We start from the raw sequence: 17,509 nt of genomic DNA, 5'->3' as shown, positions 1-17,509 counted from the left end.
TGCCCTGGCACTTATGCCCGCCGCGGCTCCATCTCAGTGTGGAGCCTCAAGGGACTGTCCGGTGGCGTCATGCTCCGCTCCTGGGTCCGTTGCGACAATGTCGTTCGAAGCGCAAATCGCTGTCGCCTGCGGCGTCTCGCAGACCGCCTATTGGGCGGCGAGGCCATCGATAGACGGCCGGCTTCGTTGACGCGTTTGAGACTGCTCCCCTGGGCCCGGGACGTCAACCGTTGAATAGTCGGTTACCAAAAAATGTGATCGCCTGGAGGTTACGTGCAGGTAAGTCGAGTGCTTCGACACACCCAACGGCGCGGTATCTCGGCCGCGATTGTTTCCACAACGCGTGGGCGATTGTTCTCACAACGTTTGAGCGATTGTTTCCACAACGCTTTGTCAGGAGCGTGTTCGACCTTTGTTCTTTCCGCTTGCCCGGTCGCGCGAAAGACGGTTAAACCCATGATCGGCTTGTCCCGTCGAGATTGTGGCGTCTCTCGACGTGGCGGTGAAAATACCTACATAGGGGATGGCCGGGACAATCCCGCCAATCCAGCAAATTCCAGATCTGAGGCGGCGACCGGCGATGGCCGACCATAAATACCTTTCCATTCGCGGGGCGCGCGAACACAATCTCAAGAACGTCGATCTCGACCTGCCGCGCGACAGCCTGATCGTCATGACCGGATTGTCGGGATCCGGCAAGTCGTCGCTTGCCTTCGACACCATCTATGCCGAGGGCCAGCGCCGCTATGTCGAAAGCCTGTCGGCCTATGCCCGCCAGTTCCTCGAGATGATGCAGAAGCCGGATGTCGACCAGATCGACGGCCTGTCGCCCGCCATCTCGATCGAGCAGAAGACCACCTCGCGCAACCCGCGCTCGACCGTCGGCACCGTCACGGAAATCTACGACTACATGCGCCTGCTGTTCGCGCGTGTCGGCATCCCCTATTCGCCGGCCACCGGCCTGCCGATCGAAAGCCAGACGGTTTCGCAGATGGTCGACCGCGTGCTGGCGCTGGACGAGGGCACGCGCCTGTTCCTGCTGGCGCCGATCGTGCGCGGCCGCAAGGGCGAGTACCGCAAGGAACTGCTGGAACTGCAGAAGAAGGGCTTCCAGCGCGTCAAGGTCGACGGCGTCTTCTACGAGATCGCCGACGTGCCGGCGCTCGACAAGAAATACAAGCACGACATCGACGTCGTCGTCGACCGCATCGTCGTGCGCGGCGACCTGGCCACGCGGCTCGCGGACTCGATCGAGACCGCGCTGAAGCTTGCCGAAGGTCTTGCCGTGGCCGAATTCGCCGACAAGCCGCTCGACGCCAGCCAGACCGGCGAGGATTCGGTCAACAAGTCGAAAAACGAGACGCATGAGCGCATCCTGTTCTCGGAGAAATTCGCCTGCCCGGTGTCTGGCTTCACCATTCCGGAGATCGAGCCCAGGCTGTTCTCCTTCAACAACCCGTTCGGCGCCTGCCCGACCTGCGACGGCCTCGGCAGCCAGCGCGCCATCGATCCCAACCTCGTCGTGCCGGACGAGAACGTGTCGCTGCGCGACGGCGCCATCAGCCCGTGGGCGAAATCGACCTCGCCCTATTACGCGCAGACGCTGGAAGCGCTGGGCAAGGTCTATGGTTTCAAGCTCGGCGACAAGTTCAAGGATTTGAGCGCCGAGGCCAAAGAAGCCGTGTTGCGCGGCACGGGCGAGCGCGAGATCACCTTCCAGTATGATGACGGCCTGCGCTCCTACAAGACGACCAAGACCTTCGAGGGCGTCATCCCCAATCTCGACCGGCGCTGGAAGGAAACTGAATCCGCCTGGATGCGCGAGGAGATCGAGCGCTTCATGTCGGCCACCCCCTGCCCCGCCTGCAACGGCTACCGCCTGAAGCCGGAAGCGCTGGCGGTGAAGATCGGCGGCAAGCATATCGGTGAAGTCACGGAGATGTCGATCCGCAAGGCCGACCAGTGGTTCACCGACCTGCCGGCGCAGTTGAACGACAAGCAGAACGAGATCGCGGTCCGCGTGCTGAAGGAAATCCGCGAGCGGCTGCGCTTCCTCAACGATGTCGGCCTCGACTATCTGACCTTGTCGCGCAATTCCGGCACGCTGTCGGGCGGCGAGAGCCAGCGCATCCGGCTCGCTTCGCAGATCGGCTCCGGCCTCACCGGCGTGCTCTATGTGCTGGACGAGCCGTCGATCGGCCTGCATCAGCGCGACAATGCGCGCCTGCTCGATACGCTCAAGCACCTGCGCGACATCGGCAACACGGTGATCGTCGTCGAGCATGACGAGGACGCCATCCTGCATGCCGACTATGTCGTCGACATCGGCCCGGCGGCCGGCATCCATGGCGGCCAGATCATCGCGCAAGGCACGCCGCAGCAGATCATGGCCACACCTGCCTCGATCACCGGCAAATATTTGTCGGGCGAGCTCGAAGTGGCAACGCCCGCAGTGCGGCGCGAGGCGAAGAAGAACCGGCGCATCAAGGTGGTCGGCGCGCGCGGCAACAATCTGAAGAATGTGACGGCGGAAATCCCGCTTGGCACCTTCACCGCGGTCACCGGCGTGTCCGGCGGCGGCAAGTCGACCTTCCTGATCGAGACGCTGTTCAAGGCGGCCTCGCGCCGCATCATGGGCTCGCGCGAGCATCCGGCCGAGCACGACCGCATCGAGGGCCTGGAATTCCTCGACAAGGTCATCGACATCGACCAGTCGCCGATCGGCCGTACGCCGCGCTCCAACCCCGCGACCTATACCGGCGCCTTCACGCCGATCCGCGACTGGTTTGCAGGGTTGCCCGAAGCCAAGGTGCGCGGCTATCAGCCGGGCCGCTTCTCCTTCAACGTCAAGGGCGGCCGCTGCGAGGCCTGCCAGGGCGACGGCGTCATCAAGATCGAGATGCATTTCCTGCCCGATGTCTATGTCACCTGCGACGTGTGCCACGGCAAGCGCTACAACCGCGAGACGCTCGACGTGCTGTTCAAGGGCAAGTCGATCGCCGACGTGCTCGACATGACGGTCGAGGAAGGCGTCGACTTCTTCTCGGCGGTGCCGGGCGTGCGCGACAAGCTGGAGACGCTGAAGCAGGTCGGCCTCGGCTATATCCATATCGGCCAGCAGGCGACGACGCTCTCGGGCGGCGAGGCGCAGCGCATCAAGCTTGCCAAGGAACTGTCGCGCAAGGCGACCGGCAAGACGCTCTACATCCTCGACGAGCCGACCACCGGCCTGCATTTCCACGACGTCGCCAAGCTGCTCGAAGTGCTGCACGAGCTGGTCGACCAGGGCAACACGGTGGTGGTGATCGAGCACAATCTCGAAGTGATCAAGACCGCCGACTGGGTGCTGGACCTCGGCCCCGAAGGCGGCGACGGCGGCGGCGAGCTGGTGGCGTCCGGCACGCCGGAAGCGATCGTGCGCGAGAAGCGCAGCTACACCGGCCAGTTCCTCAAGGAGCTGCTGGAGCGGCGCCCCGGGGGCAAACGCGAAGCGGCGGAGTGAGCGCGCATTTCGTCGGAAGGGCGCTTGAATGACAATTAGAAGAGCGCTTTCCGGTGATCTTCCGGCCGTTGCCGCGGTGACGACGGCCGCCTATGCGCCCTACACCGCTCTGTTCAGCGCCCCGCCGATTCCGGTGACGGAAGACTACGCGCCGCGCATCGAGCGCGGCGAGGTCTGGCTGCTCGAAGAGGACGGAGGACTGGCCGGGCTGATCGTCCTCGAACGGCATCCCGACCACGCCATGATCTTCAGCGTCGCCGTCGCGCCGGCCTTCCAAGGTAAAAAACTCGGCATCAAACTGCTCAACTTCGCCGACGAGCAGGCGCGGTTGTGGGCCGTGCCGGAGGTGCGGCTTTACACCAATTCGCGGATGGAGCGGAACATCGCGCTCTATTCCGCCTACGGCTATCGGGAAACGGGTCGCCGCGCCAACCCACACCGGCCAGGATGGACCCTGGTCGACATGATGAAGTCGGTCGACCGAGCCGCCTGATCACATTTGAACAGAGGAGGACGATAATGAGCCAAGGAAAAATCCGCTCCGGCATGGGCGGCTGGACTTTCGAGCCTTGGGACACCTCCTTCTACCCGGACAAGCTCGCCAAGGCCAAGCAACTCCACTACGCCAGCCGGCAGGTCCCGACCATCGAGGTCAACGGCACTTATTATTCCAGCTTCAAGGAACCGACTTTCGCCAAGTGGGCCAACGAAGCGCCGGAGGGTTTCGTCTTCTCGCTCAAAGGCAACCGCTTCGTGACCAACCGGAGGGTGCTCGGCGAGGCCGGCGAATCGATGATGCGCTTCCTGGGCTCCGGCGTTGCCGCGCTCGGCGAGAAGCTCGGCCCCATTCTGTGGCAGTTCGCGCCGACCAAGAAATTCGACGCGGACGATTTCGAAGCTTTCCTGAAACTGCTGCCCGAGAAGCAGGACGGCGTGCCGCTGCGTCACGCGGTCGAAGTGCGGCACGACAGTTTTGTTGTGCCCGAATTCCCGGCGCTCGCCCGAAAATACAACGCGGCGATCGTCTATGCCGACCACGCAAAATATCCGGCGATCGCCGATGTAACCGGCGACTTCGTCTATGCGCGGCTGCAGACCGGCAGCGACGACAACCCCGACTGCTACACGCCGAAAGGCCTGGACGAATGGGCGGGACGCGTGAAGACCTGGGCGCAAGGCAAGCAGCCCGCCGACCTGCCGCGCGCCGATCCCAAGACCGATGCGCCGGTCAAGCCGCGCGACGTGTTCGTCTACTTCATCACCGAGGGCAAGGTGCGCGCGCCGTTCGGCGCCATGGCACTGATGAAGCGGGTGACCGATTGAAGGGGCGAGTTCCGCCGGAACTTACGGGGCATCTCGACCGTTTTGCCTTTCTCGCCGGGAGCGGGTTTCCATAGCGGTTGAGCGTCGCGGAACAATGGCCCGGGCTCCGGCATCGGGAGAGCCCTAAGAAAGCGAGGTGATATGGCTGTCATCCTCATCGGGGCATTGCTCATCGTCGCCGGCATCGTGTACATGGCCGGCGCGGTCCTCAGGCGCGGGAAACTTAGCGATCCGGCACCTGCAGCCTCGAATCGCCCGGTGCCAAACCTCACAACGCCTGGCCCGACGCTTGAGCCACGCCGGCGCGGCCTCGGTTTCCTCGGCCTGTCGCAGAATTGGCCGGGTCTGCTGATGATGGGGGTCGGCATCATCCTGCTGTTGTTGGTGGCGGTCCTCTGACGCCGCGGAATTATGGCATCTTCACTGCCTATCGTAACGTAATCGATACTTCCTTGCTGCACTAATGGACCTACGTCAGGTTGCGGAAGCCCGGCGCGCCGGCAAGGACGGGTGCATGCTGCTCGACTACAACTCATTGCTTCTGGCCGTCGGCTTCTCCGCAGCCTGCCTCAGCCTCACTCTGTTCGGGACCTGGCTGACCGCCCGTTCCGACAGGTTCCTGCTGACCTGGGCAACCAGCGTGCTGGTGGTGGTGGCGGAGGTTTTTGTCTATGACGCCTATATCAATGCGCCCGGAACAGTCCTCGGCATCCTGGCGCTGGCGCTGCTGCTGTTCGGCTTCTCGGTGATGTTGGGCGCCGCCCACCAGTTCCGGACCGGCCGCTCGCCGCTGCCGCGCATCACGCTTGGCACCGCCATCTCCTTTGCGCTGGCGTTACCGCCAATGGCGCTCGGCTATGACGGTCTGGGCTTCATGCTTGAGAATTTCCTTGCCGCGCTGCTCCTATTCGGCACCGCGCATGAATATTGGAAGGGTCGCGAGGAGGCACCGGCGCAACTCGTGGGCGTGGCGCTGCTCTATTCATTGACCGCTGTTTCCTTCGTGCTTTGCGCGGCCGTGCTGGCTTGGGACGGCAAGCTCATCCTCGGCCACGCGCCGAGCAACTGGGCGGAGGATCTGAGCTTGGTCATCGTCATCGCCTCGATGACCGGCATCGGCGCGCTGTCGCTGGCGCTCAACCAGGGGCGGCTCGCGCGCCACCACAAGCATGAGGCCGAGACCGACGTGCTGACCGGGCTGCTCAACCGCCGCGCGTTGTTCGACCTGCACGGCAAGACGCCCGTCAGCGCTTTCACGGCGGTGGTGGTGTTCGACCTCGACGGCTTCAAGGCGATCAACGACCAATTCGGCCACGCCGCCGGCGACGAGGTGCTCAAGGTCTTTGCCCAAGTGCTTTCTGCCGACCTTCGCCCGAACGACTCTGTCGCGCGCATGGGTGGCGAGGAATTTGCCATGGTGTTGAAGCGCACTTTGCCCGAGACAGCCGAGGCGACGGCCGAACGCGTCCGGGCCGCGTTCGCCGCGCGCACGGTCGAGACCGAGACCGGACCGCTGCGCTGCACGGTCAGCGCGGGCTTCGCATTTGGCAGCAGGGATGGCATGAGCTTCGACAAGGTGCTCAGCGCCGCCGACAAGGCGCTCTATGCCGCCAAGCGCGGCGGCCGCAACCGCGTCCTGGATTTTCGCCGCGCCGGCTGAGTTTTAGCGCCGCGTGCAAACTCTCAATGGTGTGAGATTATTTCGTTGAAGGCGTCGAGATCGACGTAGAAAACCTTGGTGATCTCATCCAGGAGATGATCTTCGTCATAGCCTTGCGACATCAGGATGTTGATCGCGGTCATGATGTCGACGCGCTCGGTGAGGCGCCGCTTTTGGTAGTCCTCGACAAAACGTTCCATCGCCATCCCCTGGCAAGATTCTTTTTGGACGCATTGACCGACAATCACTGCGGGGAAAGCTAGGTGGATTGGCTTGCGTGGAACTTGCGGACGGAGTCCGCGCCTTCCCCCTCATTTGCAACTGATACGGAAAGCGGCCGACTCACCAGGGCCAAGAAAAGACTAGCATGCGGTATTCAACGCGCCAGAGCTCGGCCTGGCCAGCGGAGAGAAATACTGGGATTGCTGCCGCCTCGCGATGTCGACCGAAGTCGAGCAAACGATTCTAGACTGTCAGAAACTTCCGCACATCCGCCCGGTCGAGGTCTTCTGCAGGACCGGTATGCACGATCTGGCCCCGATCCATGATGTTGACCTCGTCGGCAAGTTCCCGGCAGAAGTCGAGATATTGCTCGACCAGAAGCACGGCAATCCCCGCCTGGTCGCGCAGATAGCGGATGGCGCGGCCGATATCCTTGATGATCGAGGGCTGGATGCCTTCGGTCGGCTCGTCGAGCACCAGGAGCTTGGGTCGCATCACCAGCGCTCGCCCAATGGCAAGTTGCTGCTGCTGGCCGCCGGAGAGATCGCCGCCGCGGCGGCCGAGCATCTGCTTCAAAACCGGAAACAGCTCGAAGACATAGGCCGGAATGTTGCGGTCGGATCGCCGCAGCGGCGCGAAGCCGGACTCCAGATTTTCGCGCACCGTGAGCAGCGGAAAGACTTCCCTGCCCTGCGGCACGAATGCGACGCCCGACCGGGCGCGATCATACGCCGCGCTCCGGTCGAGCGCCTTCCCCTCGAAGGCAACGCTTCCGCTCGTCAGCCGGTGATGGCCAACAATCGATCTCATCAAACTTGTTTTGCCGACGCCGTTGCGGCCGAGCACGCAAGTGATCTTGCCGGCACCCGCCTTTAGCGAAACGCCGCGCAGCGCCTGGGCGGCGCCGTAATGCAGGGTGGCATTGGAGACCTCGAGCATGATCAGCCCCTTCTCCAGCGCTTCAGGAAAGCGAAATCGAAACGGTGGAAGGGAACCCGCCAGACCATGCTCACCGCCCCAGATAGACTTCGACGACGCGCTCGTCGGCCGAAACGAAATCGAGCGTGCCTTCCGACAGCACCGAGCCCTCGTGCAGGCAGGTGACCTTGACGCCGAGCTCGCGCACGAAATGCATGTCGTGCTCGACGACGATCACCGAATGGTCGCGGGCGATGTCCTTGAGCAGACGCGCGGTCTCCTCGGTTTCCGCATCGGTCATGCCGGCGACAGGCTCGTCGACGAGCAAAAGCTTTGGGTCCTGCGCCAGGAGCATGCCGATCTCCAGCCACTGCTTCTGGCCATGGCTGAGATTGGCGGCGAGCTCACCGCGCTTGTCGCCGAGACGGATGATGCCGAGGATATCGTCGATGCGCCGCGTCTCGGCCGCCGAACGGCGATGGAACAGCGCGGGAAAGATCGAGCGCGGCCCTTTTAGCGCCAGCATGAGATTGTCCTCGACGCTGTGGCTCTCGAAGACGGTCGGCTTTTGGAACTTGCGGCCAATGCCCATCATGGCGATCTCGGCCTCGTCATGCCGCGTGAGATCCACCTCGCCGTCGAAGAACACCTCGCCCTCGTCCGGCCGCGTCTTGCCGGTGACGATGTCCATCATCGTTGTCTTGCCGGCGCCGTTGGGCCCGATGATCGCGCGCATTTCGCCCTTGTCGAGCACCAGCGACAGCTTGTTGATAGCGCGAAAGCCATCGAAGGAAACCGAGACGCCGTCGAGATAAAGGATGGTGTTCGACTTGCTCATGATCGCTCACTCCGCCGGCTGCGGCTCGGCGCCGGTGGCAGACCAGGCGCCGGGCGTCGTCGCCGCCGAGCGCATGATCTTCAGCTGCGGCGGCTCCTCGGGATCGAAGCCGGCTTCCGCCGCAAGCGAAGCTGAGCGCCGCGCCTTGGCCTGGCTGCGCCAGGCATCCCACATGCCGACGATGCCTTTGGGCAAAAGCAGCGTGACGGCGACGAACAGGCCACCCAGGGCGAACAGCCAGAATTCCGGCAGCACGCCGGTGAACCAGGATTTGCCGGCGTTGACCAGCAGCGCGCCGAGGATCGGGCCGACAATGGTGCCGCGCCCGCCGACAGCGGTCCAGATCACCACCTCGATCGAGTTGGACGGCTCGAATTCGCCGGGATTGATGATGCCGACCTGCGGCACGTAAAGCGCGCCGGCGATGCCGGCCATGATAGCCGAGACCGTGAAGGCGAACAGCTTGACGTTCTCCGCCCGCCAGCCGAGGAAACGGGTGCGGCTTTCGGCGTCGCGCACCGCCATCAGAAGCTTGCCATATTTGGAGCGCACGATCGCAGCGGTAACGAAGACGGCGAGCGCCAGCGTAACGGCGCTGGCCGCAAACAGCGCCGAGCGCGTGGCGTCGGCCTGGACGCTGAAGCCGAGTATATCCTTGAAATCGGTCAGGCCGTTGTTGCCGCCGAAGCCCATGTCGTTGCGGAAGAAGGCGAGCAGCAGCGCATAGGTCATCGCCTGGGTGATGATCGAAAGATAGACGCCGGTGACACGGCTGCGGAAGGCGAACCAGCCGAAGACGAAGGCGAGCAGGCCCGGTACCGCCAGCACCATGAGCGCCGCGAACCAGAAATGATCGAAGCCGTACCAGAACCAGGGCAGTTGCTTGTAGTTCAGGAACACCATGAAGTCCGGCAGGATGGGATTGCCGTAGACGCCGCGCGAGCCGATCTGGCGCATCAGATACATGCCCATCGCATAGCCGCCAAGCGCGAAGAAGGCGCCGTGGCCGAGCGAAAGGATGCCGCAATAGCCCCAGACCAGGTCGAGCGCCAGCGCCAGCAGCGCGTAGCAGAGATATTTGCCAATCAGCGCCACGATGTAAGGCGGGATGTAGAAGGCGCTTTGCGGCGAGACCGCCAGGTCGAGCAGGGGCACGATGATGGCGGCGGCCAGCAGGACGAAGATGGCAATGCCGATGCGGCGATCGGCGGAAAGGAAGCGCTGCGCGATCATGCTTCCACCGCCCTGCCCTTCAGCGCGAACAGGCCGCGCGGGCGCTTCTGGATGAACAGGATGATCAGCACCAGAACGACGATCTTGCCGAGCACCGCGCCGGCATAGGGCTCGAGGAACTTGTTGACGATACCGAGCGAGAAGGCGCCGACCAGCGTCCCCCACAGATTGCCGACGCCGCCGAAGACCACCACCATGAAACTGTCGATGATGTAGCCGCGGCCGAGATTGGGCGAGACATTGTCGATCTGGCTGAGCGCCACGCCCGCGATCCCGGCGATGCCCGAGCCCAACGCAAAGGTCAGCGCGTCGACCCATGGCGTCCTGATGCCCATCGAGGCGGCCATGCGGCGGTTGGCGGTGACGGCGCGCATCTGCAGCCCCCAGGGCGTGCGCTTCATGACGTAGAGCAGCACACCGAACACGGCGAGCGCGAACGCCAGGATCCACAGCCGGTTCCAGGTGATGGCCAACTGGCCGACATCGAACGAACCCGACATCCAGGACGGATTGCCGACCTCCTGGTTGGTCGGCCCGAAGATGGTGCGCACCGCCTGCTGCAGGACCAGCGAGACGCCCCAGGTGGCCAGAAGCGTTTCCAGCGGGCGGCCATAGAGGAAGCGGATGATGCCGCGTTCGATTGCAAGGCCGACCAGCCCCGCGACAAGGAAGGCGAGCGGCAGCGCGATCACCAGCGACCAGTCGAACAGGCCCGGAAACGAGGTGCGGATGGCTTGCTGGACGACAAAGGTGGTGTAGGCGCCGAGCATCACCATCTCGCCATGGGCCATGTTGATGACGCCCATGACGCCGAAGGTGATGGCAAGCCCGATCGCTGCAAGCAGCAGCACCGATCCCAGCGAAATGCCGTACCAGATGTTCTGACCCGCATCCCACAAAGCCAGCTTGGAGTTGATTTTGCCGATCGCGGCGGCTGCCGCCTCCTTGACCGCGCCCTGGGCGTTCGCCTCAACTGAGGTGAGCAGCGAGAGCGCGTCGCGATCACCACGCGCGGCGACGACCGAGATCGTCGCGAGCTTATCGGCTTCGGGCTTGTCGGAAACCAGAACCGATGCCGCGCGCGCCTGCTCGAACAGGGCCTTGACGCCGGGATCGATTTCGGCGGCGATTGCGGCATCCAGCGGCCCGATGTTCGCCGCATCGGGCGTCTTGAACATCGTCATTGCCGCGGCAAGACGCACGCTTGCGTCCCTGGCGCGCAAGGTCAGCGTGCCCAGCGCGTCGCGGATGACACGACGCAGCCCGTTATTGACCTTGATCTTGGTGAGGTCGGCCTTGGCCGCTTCGGCGGCGTTCTCGCCGCTCAGCGGATCGAGCAGCTCGATGCTGTCGCCGCTCTCCTTGCCGACAAAAACCTGGGAATCGGCCTTGCGGATGTAGAGATTGCCGTCGGCCAGCGCCGAAAGCGGCCGCTCTACCGCCGGATCGCCGCTCGCGGCAAGCTCGCGCACGACGGCCTCGGTAGCCGAGAAGCCGGTTGCAGCTGCGAATTTGCCGATCGATGCGCGAAGGTCGGCCTCAGCCGCCTTCGACGGCGTTAGTCCAGCCATCGTCAGCAGCAACATCAGACCAATTGCGCGCAGCAGCAGCATTGTCGTCTTCAAGCAGCTTTCTCAAGCAATTCCAGGAAAAGTGTGAAGCGGTTTTCCGTCCGGAATTGCGCAAAACTAGGTTTCAGGGATCTTGCCCGGGCGGGTCAGGAACCTGCCCGGGCCGCGGTCTCGGATCGCGGGGCCACTCCGCGATCCGACAGACCTGTGATCACGGACCGGGATCAGTTGGTGCCCTTGCCGCCGCACTTTCCGGTAGCGACGTTGAAGTTGCCGCAGGACAGAGGCGCGCGCCAGTCCGAGATCAGGTCCTTGGAATCCGGCAGGTAGTCGGACCATTCGTCGCCCATGACGAGGCCGGGCGTTTGCGAGACGGTCTCGAACTGGCCGTCGGCCTGGATCTCGCCGATCAGCACCGGCTTGGTGATGTGGTGGTTGGGCATCATCGTCGAATAGCCGCCGGTCAGGTTCGGCACCGAAACGCCGACCATGGCGTCGATGACCTTGTCCGGATCGGTGGTGCCGGCCTTCTCGACCGCCTTCACCCACATGTTGAAGCCGATATAGTGGGCTTCCATCGGGTCGTTGGTGGTGCGCTTGTCGTTCTTGATGAACTTGTGCCAGTCGTCGATGAACTTCTTGTTCGCCGGCGTGTCGATGCTTTCGAAGTAGTTCCAGGCGGCGAGATGGCCGACCAGCGGCCCGGTGTCGAGACCGGCCAATTCTTCCTCGCCGACCGAGAAGGCCATGACCGGAATGTCCTCGGCCTTGACGCCCTGGTTGCCGAGCTCCTTGTAGAACGGCACGTTGGCGTCGCCGTTGACGGTCGACACCACGGCCGTCTTCTTGCCGGCCGAGCCGAATTTCTTAATCGCCGAGACCTCGGTCTGCCAGTCGGAGAAGCCGAACGGCGTGTAGTTGACCATGATGTCCTCGGCCGGCACGCCCTTCGATTTGAGATAGGCTTCGAGGATCTTGTTGGTGGTGCGCGGATAGACATAGTCGGTGCCTTCAAGCACCCAGCGCTTCACCGAGCCGCCGTCGGCGCTCATCAGGTAATCGACGGCCGGAATGGCCTGCTGGTTCGGCGCCGCACCGGTGTAAAAGACGTTGCGCTCGCTCTCCTCGCCCTCATACTGGACGGGATAGAACAGGATATTGTCGAGTTCCGAGAACACCGGTAGCACCGATTTGCGCGACACCGAGGTCCAGCAGCCGAACACGGCCGCGACCTTGTCCTTGGAAATCAGCTCGCGCGCCTTTTCGGCGAAGAGCGGCCAGTTGGACGCCGGATCGACCACCACGGCTTCCAGTTTCTTGCCGAGCAGGCCGCCCTTGGCGTTTTGCTCGTCGATCAGCATCAGCATGACGTCTTTCAGCGTCGTCTCCGAAATTGCCATGGTCCCCGACAGCGAATGGAGAATACCGACCTTGATCGTGTCTTCAGCCGCCTTGGCGGACGCTGAAGCCAGCAGACCAGCCGCGACGACGCCGGCGGACAGGATTTTTGTTATTTTCGCGAAGTTACCCCTCATATGACACGCTCCCAAGCTGGTTGTTTTACATCGCAATATTAGCGGTGCAAGCGACGTGCCAGATAGGAATGCGCTGAACTGGTTTTCGTGATAATGCAGTGATTACAGTCGGTTACATGAGAGCCGCGCAACTGTCGCCTCTACTGCAACGCGGCAGGATTGAGAAAAGTTTACGCACCTCTGCCTAGATTTTGCCCAAATTGTGAAAATGCCTATGATTTCACCACAAAGGCAAGGATAGCTTTGTCGGCCCTGTTGCGGGCTCATGGCGAAATGGGGCAAGGTCGCCGTGCAAACGAGCGACGTCATGGCCCTGCGAACAATCCTGGCTTTCCTGCTTCTCGTGTCCGCCGCCGGCGGCGCCCGCGCCGATTTTGCCGACGGCAAGCTGCCGGACGGCGTCTATCACTGCGAGGTCTACCTGCTCGGCCTGTTCCTCAACCTGGGCGACATCACCATCAAGGGCAGCCTCTATAGCGGCCCGGTGACCTTCGGCGCCGCGCCGCCGCCTTACAATTACCAGATGAATCCCAATGGCGAGATCACCTGGCTCGGTCCGCTCGGCGGCTACACCAGCGGCGGCAATTCGGTCTCGATGACCCAGGCGACCTTGGATGACCCGAGCGGTCCCTCGTTCGACATCATCATGAAACAGCAGGACGGCGCCTTCACAGCCTCGACCTGCACCAAAAGATAGCCCGCATAAAAAAGGCGCGGAACCCGTTTGGGTCCCGCGCCAGCAGGCAGTCGGGAGGTCAGATCGTTTTCGCCGACATCTGGGCGGCGATGTAGTCAGCCTGGCGGATCGCCAGCGTCACGATGGTCAGCGTCGGGTTCTCCGCCGCACCCGTGGTGAACTGGCTGCCGTCTGAGATGAACAGGTTCTTGATATCGTGCGACTGGCCGTGCTTGTTGACGACGCCGTCCTCCGGCTTTTCGCTCATCCGGTTGGTGCCGAGATTGTGGGTCGAAGGATAAGGCGGCGTCGGGAAGGTCCGCGTCGCGCCGACCGCGGCGTAGAGCGCCTGGCCTTGGCTGTAGGCATGGTTGCGCATGGCCTCGTCGTTCGGATGGTCATCGAAATGGACGTCGGCGATCGGCATGCCGTGCTCGTCCTTCTCGTCCTTGTGCAGCGTGATGCGGTTCTCTTCGCGCGGCATGTCCTCGCCGACGATCCACAGGCCTGCCATATGGTCGTAATGGTCGAGCGCCGTGGTGAAGGAGCGGCCCCAGCCGCCGGGGTTGAGAAAGGCCGCCATGAACGGCAGGCCGAGCGACAGCGTCTCCATCTCATAGCCGCCGACGAAGCCCCGCGACGGATCGTGGCGCGCCTCGTCGCGGATGATGCCGGCCATGGTGGTGCCGCGATACATATGCACCGGCTTGTCGAAGATGGCATAGACCGAGCCGGTGGTGTGGCGCATGTAGTTCTTGCCTACCTGTCCCGACGAGTTAGCGAGCCCGTGCGGGAATTTCGATGAGTCCGAGTTGAGCAGCAGGCGCGGACTCTCGATCGAATTGCCGGCGACGGCGACGATGCGGGCTTTCTGCTCCTGCAGCTTGCCGTCCTTGTCGGCATAGACGACGCCGGTCACCTTGCCTGAAGCGTCATGATTGATCTTGATTGCCATCGAGTTCGGCCGCACCTCCAGATGCCCGGTCGCCTCGCCCTTCGGGATCTCGGTGTAGAGCGTCGACCATTTGGCGCCCCATTTGCAGCCCTGGAAGCAGAAGCCGGTCTGCTGGCAGGAATTGCGGTCGTCGCGCTCCACCGAATTGATGGCCATGTTGCCGGTGTGGCATTCCTTGTAGCCGAGCTTGTCGGCGCCGGCCTTGAGCACCTTGAAATTGTTGTTGCCCGGCAGCCGCGGCCAATTGTTGGTGCCGGTGACACCCATCTTGGCTTCGGCCTTGGCGTAATAGGGTGCCATCTCGGCCAGCGTCACCGGCCAGTCGAGGAGGTTGGCGCCCTTGACCTTGCCGTAGGTCGTAGCCGCCTTGAACTCATGCTCCTGGAAGCGCAGCGAGGCGCCGGCCCAGTGCGTGGTCGAGCCGCCGACCGACTTGACGATCCAGGCCGGCAGGTTCGGAAAATCCTTGGCCACGCGCCAGTCGCCAGAAGTGGTGCGCTTATCCTTCCAGGCGAGCTGGGCGAACGACTCCCACTCGTCGTTGATGAAGTCCTCATATTCGTGGCGTGCGCCCGCCTCGAGGATGACGACGTCGATGCCTTTCTGGGCGAGCTCGTTTCCGAGCGTGCCGCCGCCCGCGCCCGAGCCGATGATGACGACCACGCCGTCATTGTTGAGATCAAATTGTGCTGCCATGGTTTCCTCCCATGAAATCTGTCGAAAAGCGGTTCGTGACAGAGCGGCTCAGAGCCACTCGATGTCGTTGAAGCCGCGCGCGATATAGCCGCCCTTGGAGTAGGACTCGCCTTCGTAACCGAAGATCGGCCACACCTCCTTCTGGTTATAGAGGCTGACCACAAGCCCGCCGCGCACCGCCTGGAAGAACGGCGTCTTCTCGATACCGGTGAGGAGCGCCACCCGCTGCTCTTCCCAGCCAAGCCCGCGATAGCCTCCCTTGCCAGCCTTCTTATCGAGCTCGGCGATGCCTTTCTCGATCAGCTCCTTGTGGGCAGGATCCTTGGCGGCCGTCTCGTCATGGCCCTTGACGGCAATGGCGTAATATTTGTCCGGCACCTGGTCGTGCGGGTAGATGTCGCGCGCCACCTGGATCAGCGTCGCCATCGTTTCGGGCTTCAGCGCCGAGGTTTCGAGACCCCAGGCGTGTTCGGGGCTGATGACGGCGCTGCCGGAGATGATGAGCAGCGCGCCCGCGCCGCCACGTTTCAGAAGCTCGCGCCTAGATAGTCCGGCCTTTCTCTCATAACCCGGTTTCTTCTCGTAGACTGTAACCATGATTTTCCTCCCTGCTTGCTGTTCGCACCCCTGAGAGTGCCGTTGCTGGCGCCGCGCCTCTCCGCGGCGTATCCTTATTGGAAGCGCCCTCCCCGCTGCAGGACCTCGATCTTGTAGCCGTCGGGATCCTCGATGAAGAAGAAGCGGGCGATCAGCGCCCCGTCGTGATTGAACTCGACAATCTTCTTCGGGTTGAGACCGAGCGCGCCGATCCGGTCGTGTTCGCTGTCGAGATCGGCGACCGAGACGGCGAGATGGCCGTAGCCGTCGCCAAGCGCGTAGGGCTCGGTACGTCCCTTGTTGACGGTCAGCTCCACCTCGAAGGGCGAACTGGCATTGCTGAGATAGACGAGCGTGAAGGTCTCGAAATCGAGCCGCTGGGCGACCTCGAGGCCGAAGGCCTTGTTGTAGAAGTCGACGGAGCGCGCTTCGTCGAGAACCCTGATCATGGAATGGATCGTCTTCGCCAAATCGGACTCCGTGAGCTCTCATGCTTTCGAAGCCGATTATGCGCGCCGGCGAAAAATGGTGGTGGCAGCCGATTACCACGCGTGGAGCAGGAAAACGGCTAGTGTCGCTCCAATTTTAAGGACGAAAGTCCGATTGCCGTCGGCGGCTATCGGATCGAAAATGACCAACGCAGGCAGTGTTCAAAAAGGCGCCAGCCAACCCAATCGGCGCCCAAGACAAACAACAACGGGAGGTACCGATGTGCAGAGTCTTCGCCGGGCAGGACCCGGAAGGCTACCGGCAGATCAACAGGTCGATCCGCATCGACGGCCATTCGACCAGCATCCAGCTCGAAGCGACATTCTGGGGTCTTCTTGACGAGATCGCCGACAGCCAGGGACTGACGACGCCGAAATTCATCTCGAAGCTCTATGACGAGGCGATCGAGATCAACGGCCAGATCCCGAACTTCGCTTCCATGCTGCGCACGACCTGCGCGCTCTATTTGCGCGGCCATCGGCCCAGCGCCGAAGACCAGGCCGCATTGAAGCAGGAAGCCGCCTAACTGCTCTCGACTGCGACTTCGAGCGCCAGCCGGGTCATGTCGGTGAAAAGCGCCTGGCGCTCCGAATCGTCGATCAGCTCGCCGGTGGCGACGTGGTCGACGACGGTCAGCAGCGACAGCGCTCGAGCGCCGAACTGTGCCGCAATCCGATAGAGGGCGCTGGTTTCCATATCGACGGCCAACGCCCCCAGCGCCATCGGCTCGTCAAACCGAGCGCGGCCATCGGGATGGTGGAAGACGTCGCTGCAGATCGTCAGTCCGGCGCTGCAGGCGATACCGAGATCGGCGGCGCATTGCAGCGCCCGCGCATGCAGCGCCGGGTCCGGCCCCGCCGGCTGGTAAAGCCCGAACACTTGCCCGCTGATTGCACTCTCGGCCCGCACCTCGCTGGAGATGACGACGCCGCGCAAAGGCACGTCTTCCGACAAGCCGCCGCATGTGCCGGTGCGGATCAGCGTTTTGACGCCGTAATACTCCATCAGCTCAAAGCCATAAATCAGGAAAGACGACGCCCCTATCCCGGTCGCCTGGATGCTGACCGGCTTGCCGCGGAACCGGCCGGTGAAGCCCAGCGCGCCCCTTCGGCGGTTCACGCAGCGCGGCGCCTCGAGAAACATCTCCGCCATCCATTGCGCGCGCTCGGGATCGCCCGGCAACAGCACCGTTTCGGCATAGTCCCCCCGGCCCGCCTCGATATGCGGCGTCACGCGCTACCACCCCTGATAGACCCATCCGGCGACCATCATGGCAGGACTGCCGCAATGCGCA

The 17,509-nt window shown here is 63.1% G+C and carries 17 protein-coding genes; 7 read left to right on the top strand and 10 right to left on the bottom strand.

Annotation, left to right across the window (positions count from 1 at the left end; translation table 11 throughout):
- The first annotated feature begins 580 nt into the window (after window positions 1-580).
- From uvrA to LB535_RS09515, 5 genes are all read left to right on the top strand, one after another.
- Window positions 581-3,502 carry an excinuclease ABC subunit UvrA gene (uvrA, locus tag LB535_RS09535; RefSeq protein WP_224631985.1) on the top strand — a complete coding sequence of 974 codons (2,922 nt, stop codon included), beginning with the start codon at window positions 581-583 and terminating at the stop codon, window positions 3,500-3,502.
- Between the two features lie 28 nt (window positions 3,503-3,530).
- On the top strand, window positions 3,531-3,995 hold the full coding sequence (locus tag LB535_RS09530; protein ID WP_224631984.1) for a GNAT family N-acetyltransferase: 465 nt from the start codon (window positions 3,531-3,533) through the stop codon (window positions 3,993-3,995).
- A gap of 26 nt (window positions 3,996-4,021) precedes the next feature.
- Window positions 4,022-4,825 carry a DUF72 domain-containing protein gene (locus LB535_RS09525; protein WP_263481426.1) on the top strand — a complete coding sequence of 268 codons (804 nt, stop codon included), beginning with the start codon at window positions 4,022-4,024 and terminating at the stop codon, window positions 4,823-4,825.
- A 141-nt stretch (window positions 4,826-4,966) separates the two neighbouring features.
- Window positions 4,967-5,224, top strand: a complete 258-nt coding sequence (locus LB535_RS09520) for a hypothetical protein (RefSeq protein ID WP_224602455.1) — start codon at window positions 4,967-4,969, stop codon at window positions 5,222-5,224.
- Window positions 5,225-5,339: 115 nt separating this feature from the next.
- Window positions 5,340-6,485 (top strand): GGDEF domain-containing protein, encoded by a 1,146-nt coding sequence (locus LB535_RS09515; RefSeq protein WP_224631983.1) that lies wholly within the window; start codon window positions 5,340-5,342, stop codon window positions 6,483-6,485.
- 23 nt (window positions 6,486-6,508) lie between these two features.
- Here the strand turns inward: LB535_RS09515 and LB535_RS09510 are convergent, their stop codons facing one another.
- From LB535_RS09510 to urtA, 6 genes are all read right to left on the bottom strand, one after another.
- Complete coding sequence (locus LB535_RS09510) at window positions 6,509-6,685, bottom strand: hypothetical protein (protein WP_224631982.1); 177 nt, start codon at window positions 6,683-6,685, stop codon at window positions 6,509-6,511.
- 265 nt (window positions 6,686-6,950) lie between these two features.
- A complete protein-coding gene (gene urtE / locus LB535_RS09505; RefSeq protein WP_224631981.1) occupies window positions 6,951-7,646 on the bottom strand; it encodes an urea ABC transporter ATP-binding subunit UrtE in 696 nt (231 codons plus the stop codon).
- A 70-nt stretch (window positions 7,647-7,716) separates the two neighbouring features.
- Window positions 7,717-8,463 carry an urea ABC transporter ATP-binding protein UrtD gene (urtD, locus tag LB535_RS09500; protein WP_224532015.1) on the bottom strand — a complete coding sequence of 249 codons (747 nt, stop codon included), beginning with the start codon at window positions 8,461-8,463 and terminating at the stop codon, window positions 7,717-7,719.
- A 6-nt stretch (window positions 8,464-8,469) separates the two neighbouring features.
- Window positions 8,470-9,696: an urea ABC transporter permease subunit UrtC gene (urtC, locus tag LB535_RS09495; RefSeq protein WP_224631980.1), complete on the bottom strand. Its 1,227-nt coding sequence runs from the start codon at window positions 9,694-9,696 to the stop codon at window positions 8,470-8,472.
- On the bottom strand, window positions 9,693-11,309 hold the full coding sequence (gene urtB, locus LB535_RS09490) for an urea ABC transporter permease subunit UrtB (protein WP_224631979.1): 1,617 nt from the start codon (window positions 11,307-11,309) through the stop codon (window positions 9,693-9,695). Before urtB ends, urtC begins: the two co-directional genes overlap by 4 nt.
- A 182-nt stretch (window positions 11,310-11,491) precedes the next feature.
- The gene (gene urtA / locus LB535_RS09485) at window positions 11,492-12,802 is read right to left on the bottom strand and encodes an urea ABC transporter substrate-binding protein (protein ID WP_095765278.1); all 1,311 of its coding nucleotides are present in this window, start codon (window positions 12,800-12,802) and stop codon (window positions 11,492-11,494) included.
- Between the two features lie 307 nt (window positions 12,803-13,109).
- Between urtA and LB535_RS09480 the strand changes: the two genes are divergently transcribed.
- Entirely contained in the window at window positions 13,110-13,499 is a 390-nt protein-coding gene (locus tag LB535_RS09480; RefSeq protein WP_095765608.1) for a hypothetical protein, read from the top strand.
- 58 nt (window positions 13,500-13,557) lie between these two features.
- Here the strand turns inward: LB535_RS09480 and LB535_RS09475 are convergent, their stop codons facing one another.
- The 3 genes from LB535_RS09475 to LB535_RS09465 form a co-directional block, all read right to left on the bottom strand.
- Complete coding sequence (locus tag LB535_RS09475) at window positions 13,558-15,129, bottom strand: GMC family oxidoreductase (RefSeq protein WP_224631978.1); 1,572 nt, start codon at window positions 15,127-15,129, stop codon at window positions 13,558-13,560.
- 48 nt (window positions 15,130-15,177) lie between these two features.
- Entirely contained in the window at window positions 15,178-15,726 is a 549-nt protein-coding gene (locus LB535_RS09470; protein WP_095765276.1) for a Twin-arginine translocation pathway signal, read from the bottom strand.
- A gap of 74 nt (window positions 15,727-15,800) precedes the next feature.
- Window positions 15,801-16,196, bottom strand: a complete 396-nt coding sequence (locus LB535_RS09465) for a VOC family protein (protein WP_224601306.1) — start codon at window positions 16,194-16,196, stop codon at window positions 15,801-15,803.
- 239 nt (window positions 16,197-16,435) lie between these two features.
- On the opposite strand from LB535_RS09465, the gene LB535_RS09460 reads away from it, so the two are divergent.
- Window positions 16,436-16,741 (top strand): ribbon-helix-helix domain-containing protein, encoded by a 306-nt coding sequence (locus LB535_RS09460; protein WP_095765274.1) that lies wholly within the window; start codon window positions 16,436-16,438, stop codon window positions 16,739-16,741.
- Here the strand turns inward: LB535_RS09460 and LB535_RS09455 are convergent.
- The gene (locus LB535_RS09455; protein ID WP_224631977.1) at window positions 16,738-17,448 is read right to left on the bottom strand and encodes a DeoD-type purine-nucleoside phosphorylase; all 711 of its coding nucleotides are present in this window, start codon (window positions 17,446-17,448) and stop codon (window positions 16,738-16,740) included. The two genes, LB535_RS09460 and LB535_RS09455, sit on opposite strands and share 4 nt — an antisense overlap.
- Window positions 17,449-17,509: the final 61 nt, after the last annotated feature.

The sequence above is a fragment of the Mesorhizobium sp. CA10 genome (assembly GCF_020165285.1).
Classification (GTDB): domain Bacteria; phylum Pseudomonadota; class Alphaproteobacteria; order Rhizobiales; family Rhizobiaceae; genus Mesorhizobium.
Note: the sequence above shows the minus strand (reverse complement) of the source record. Positions and strands in the feature narration are given on the sequence as shown.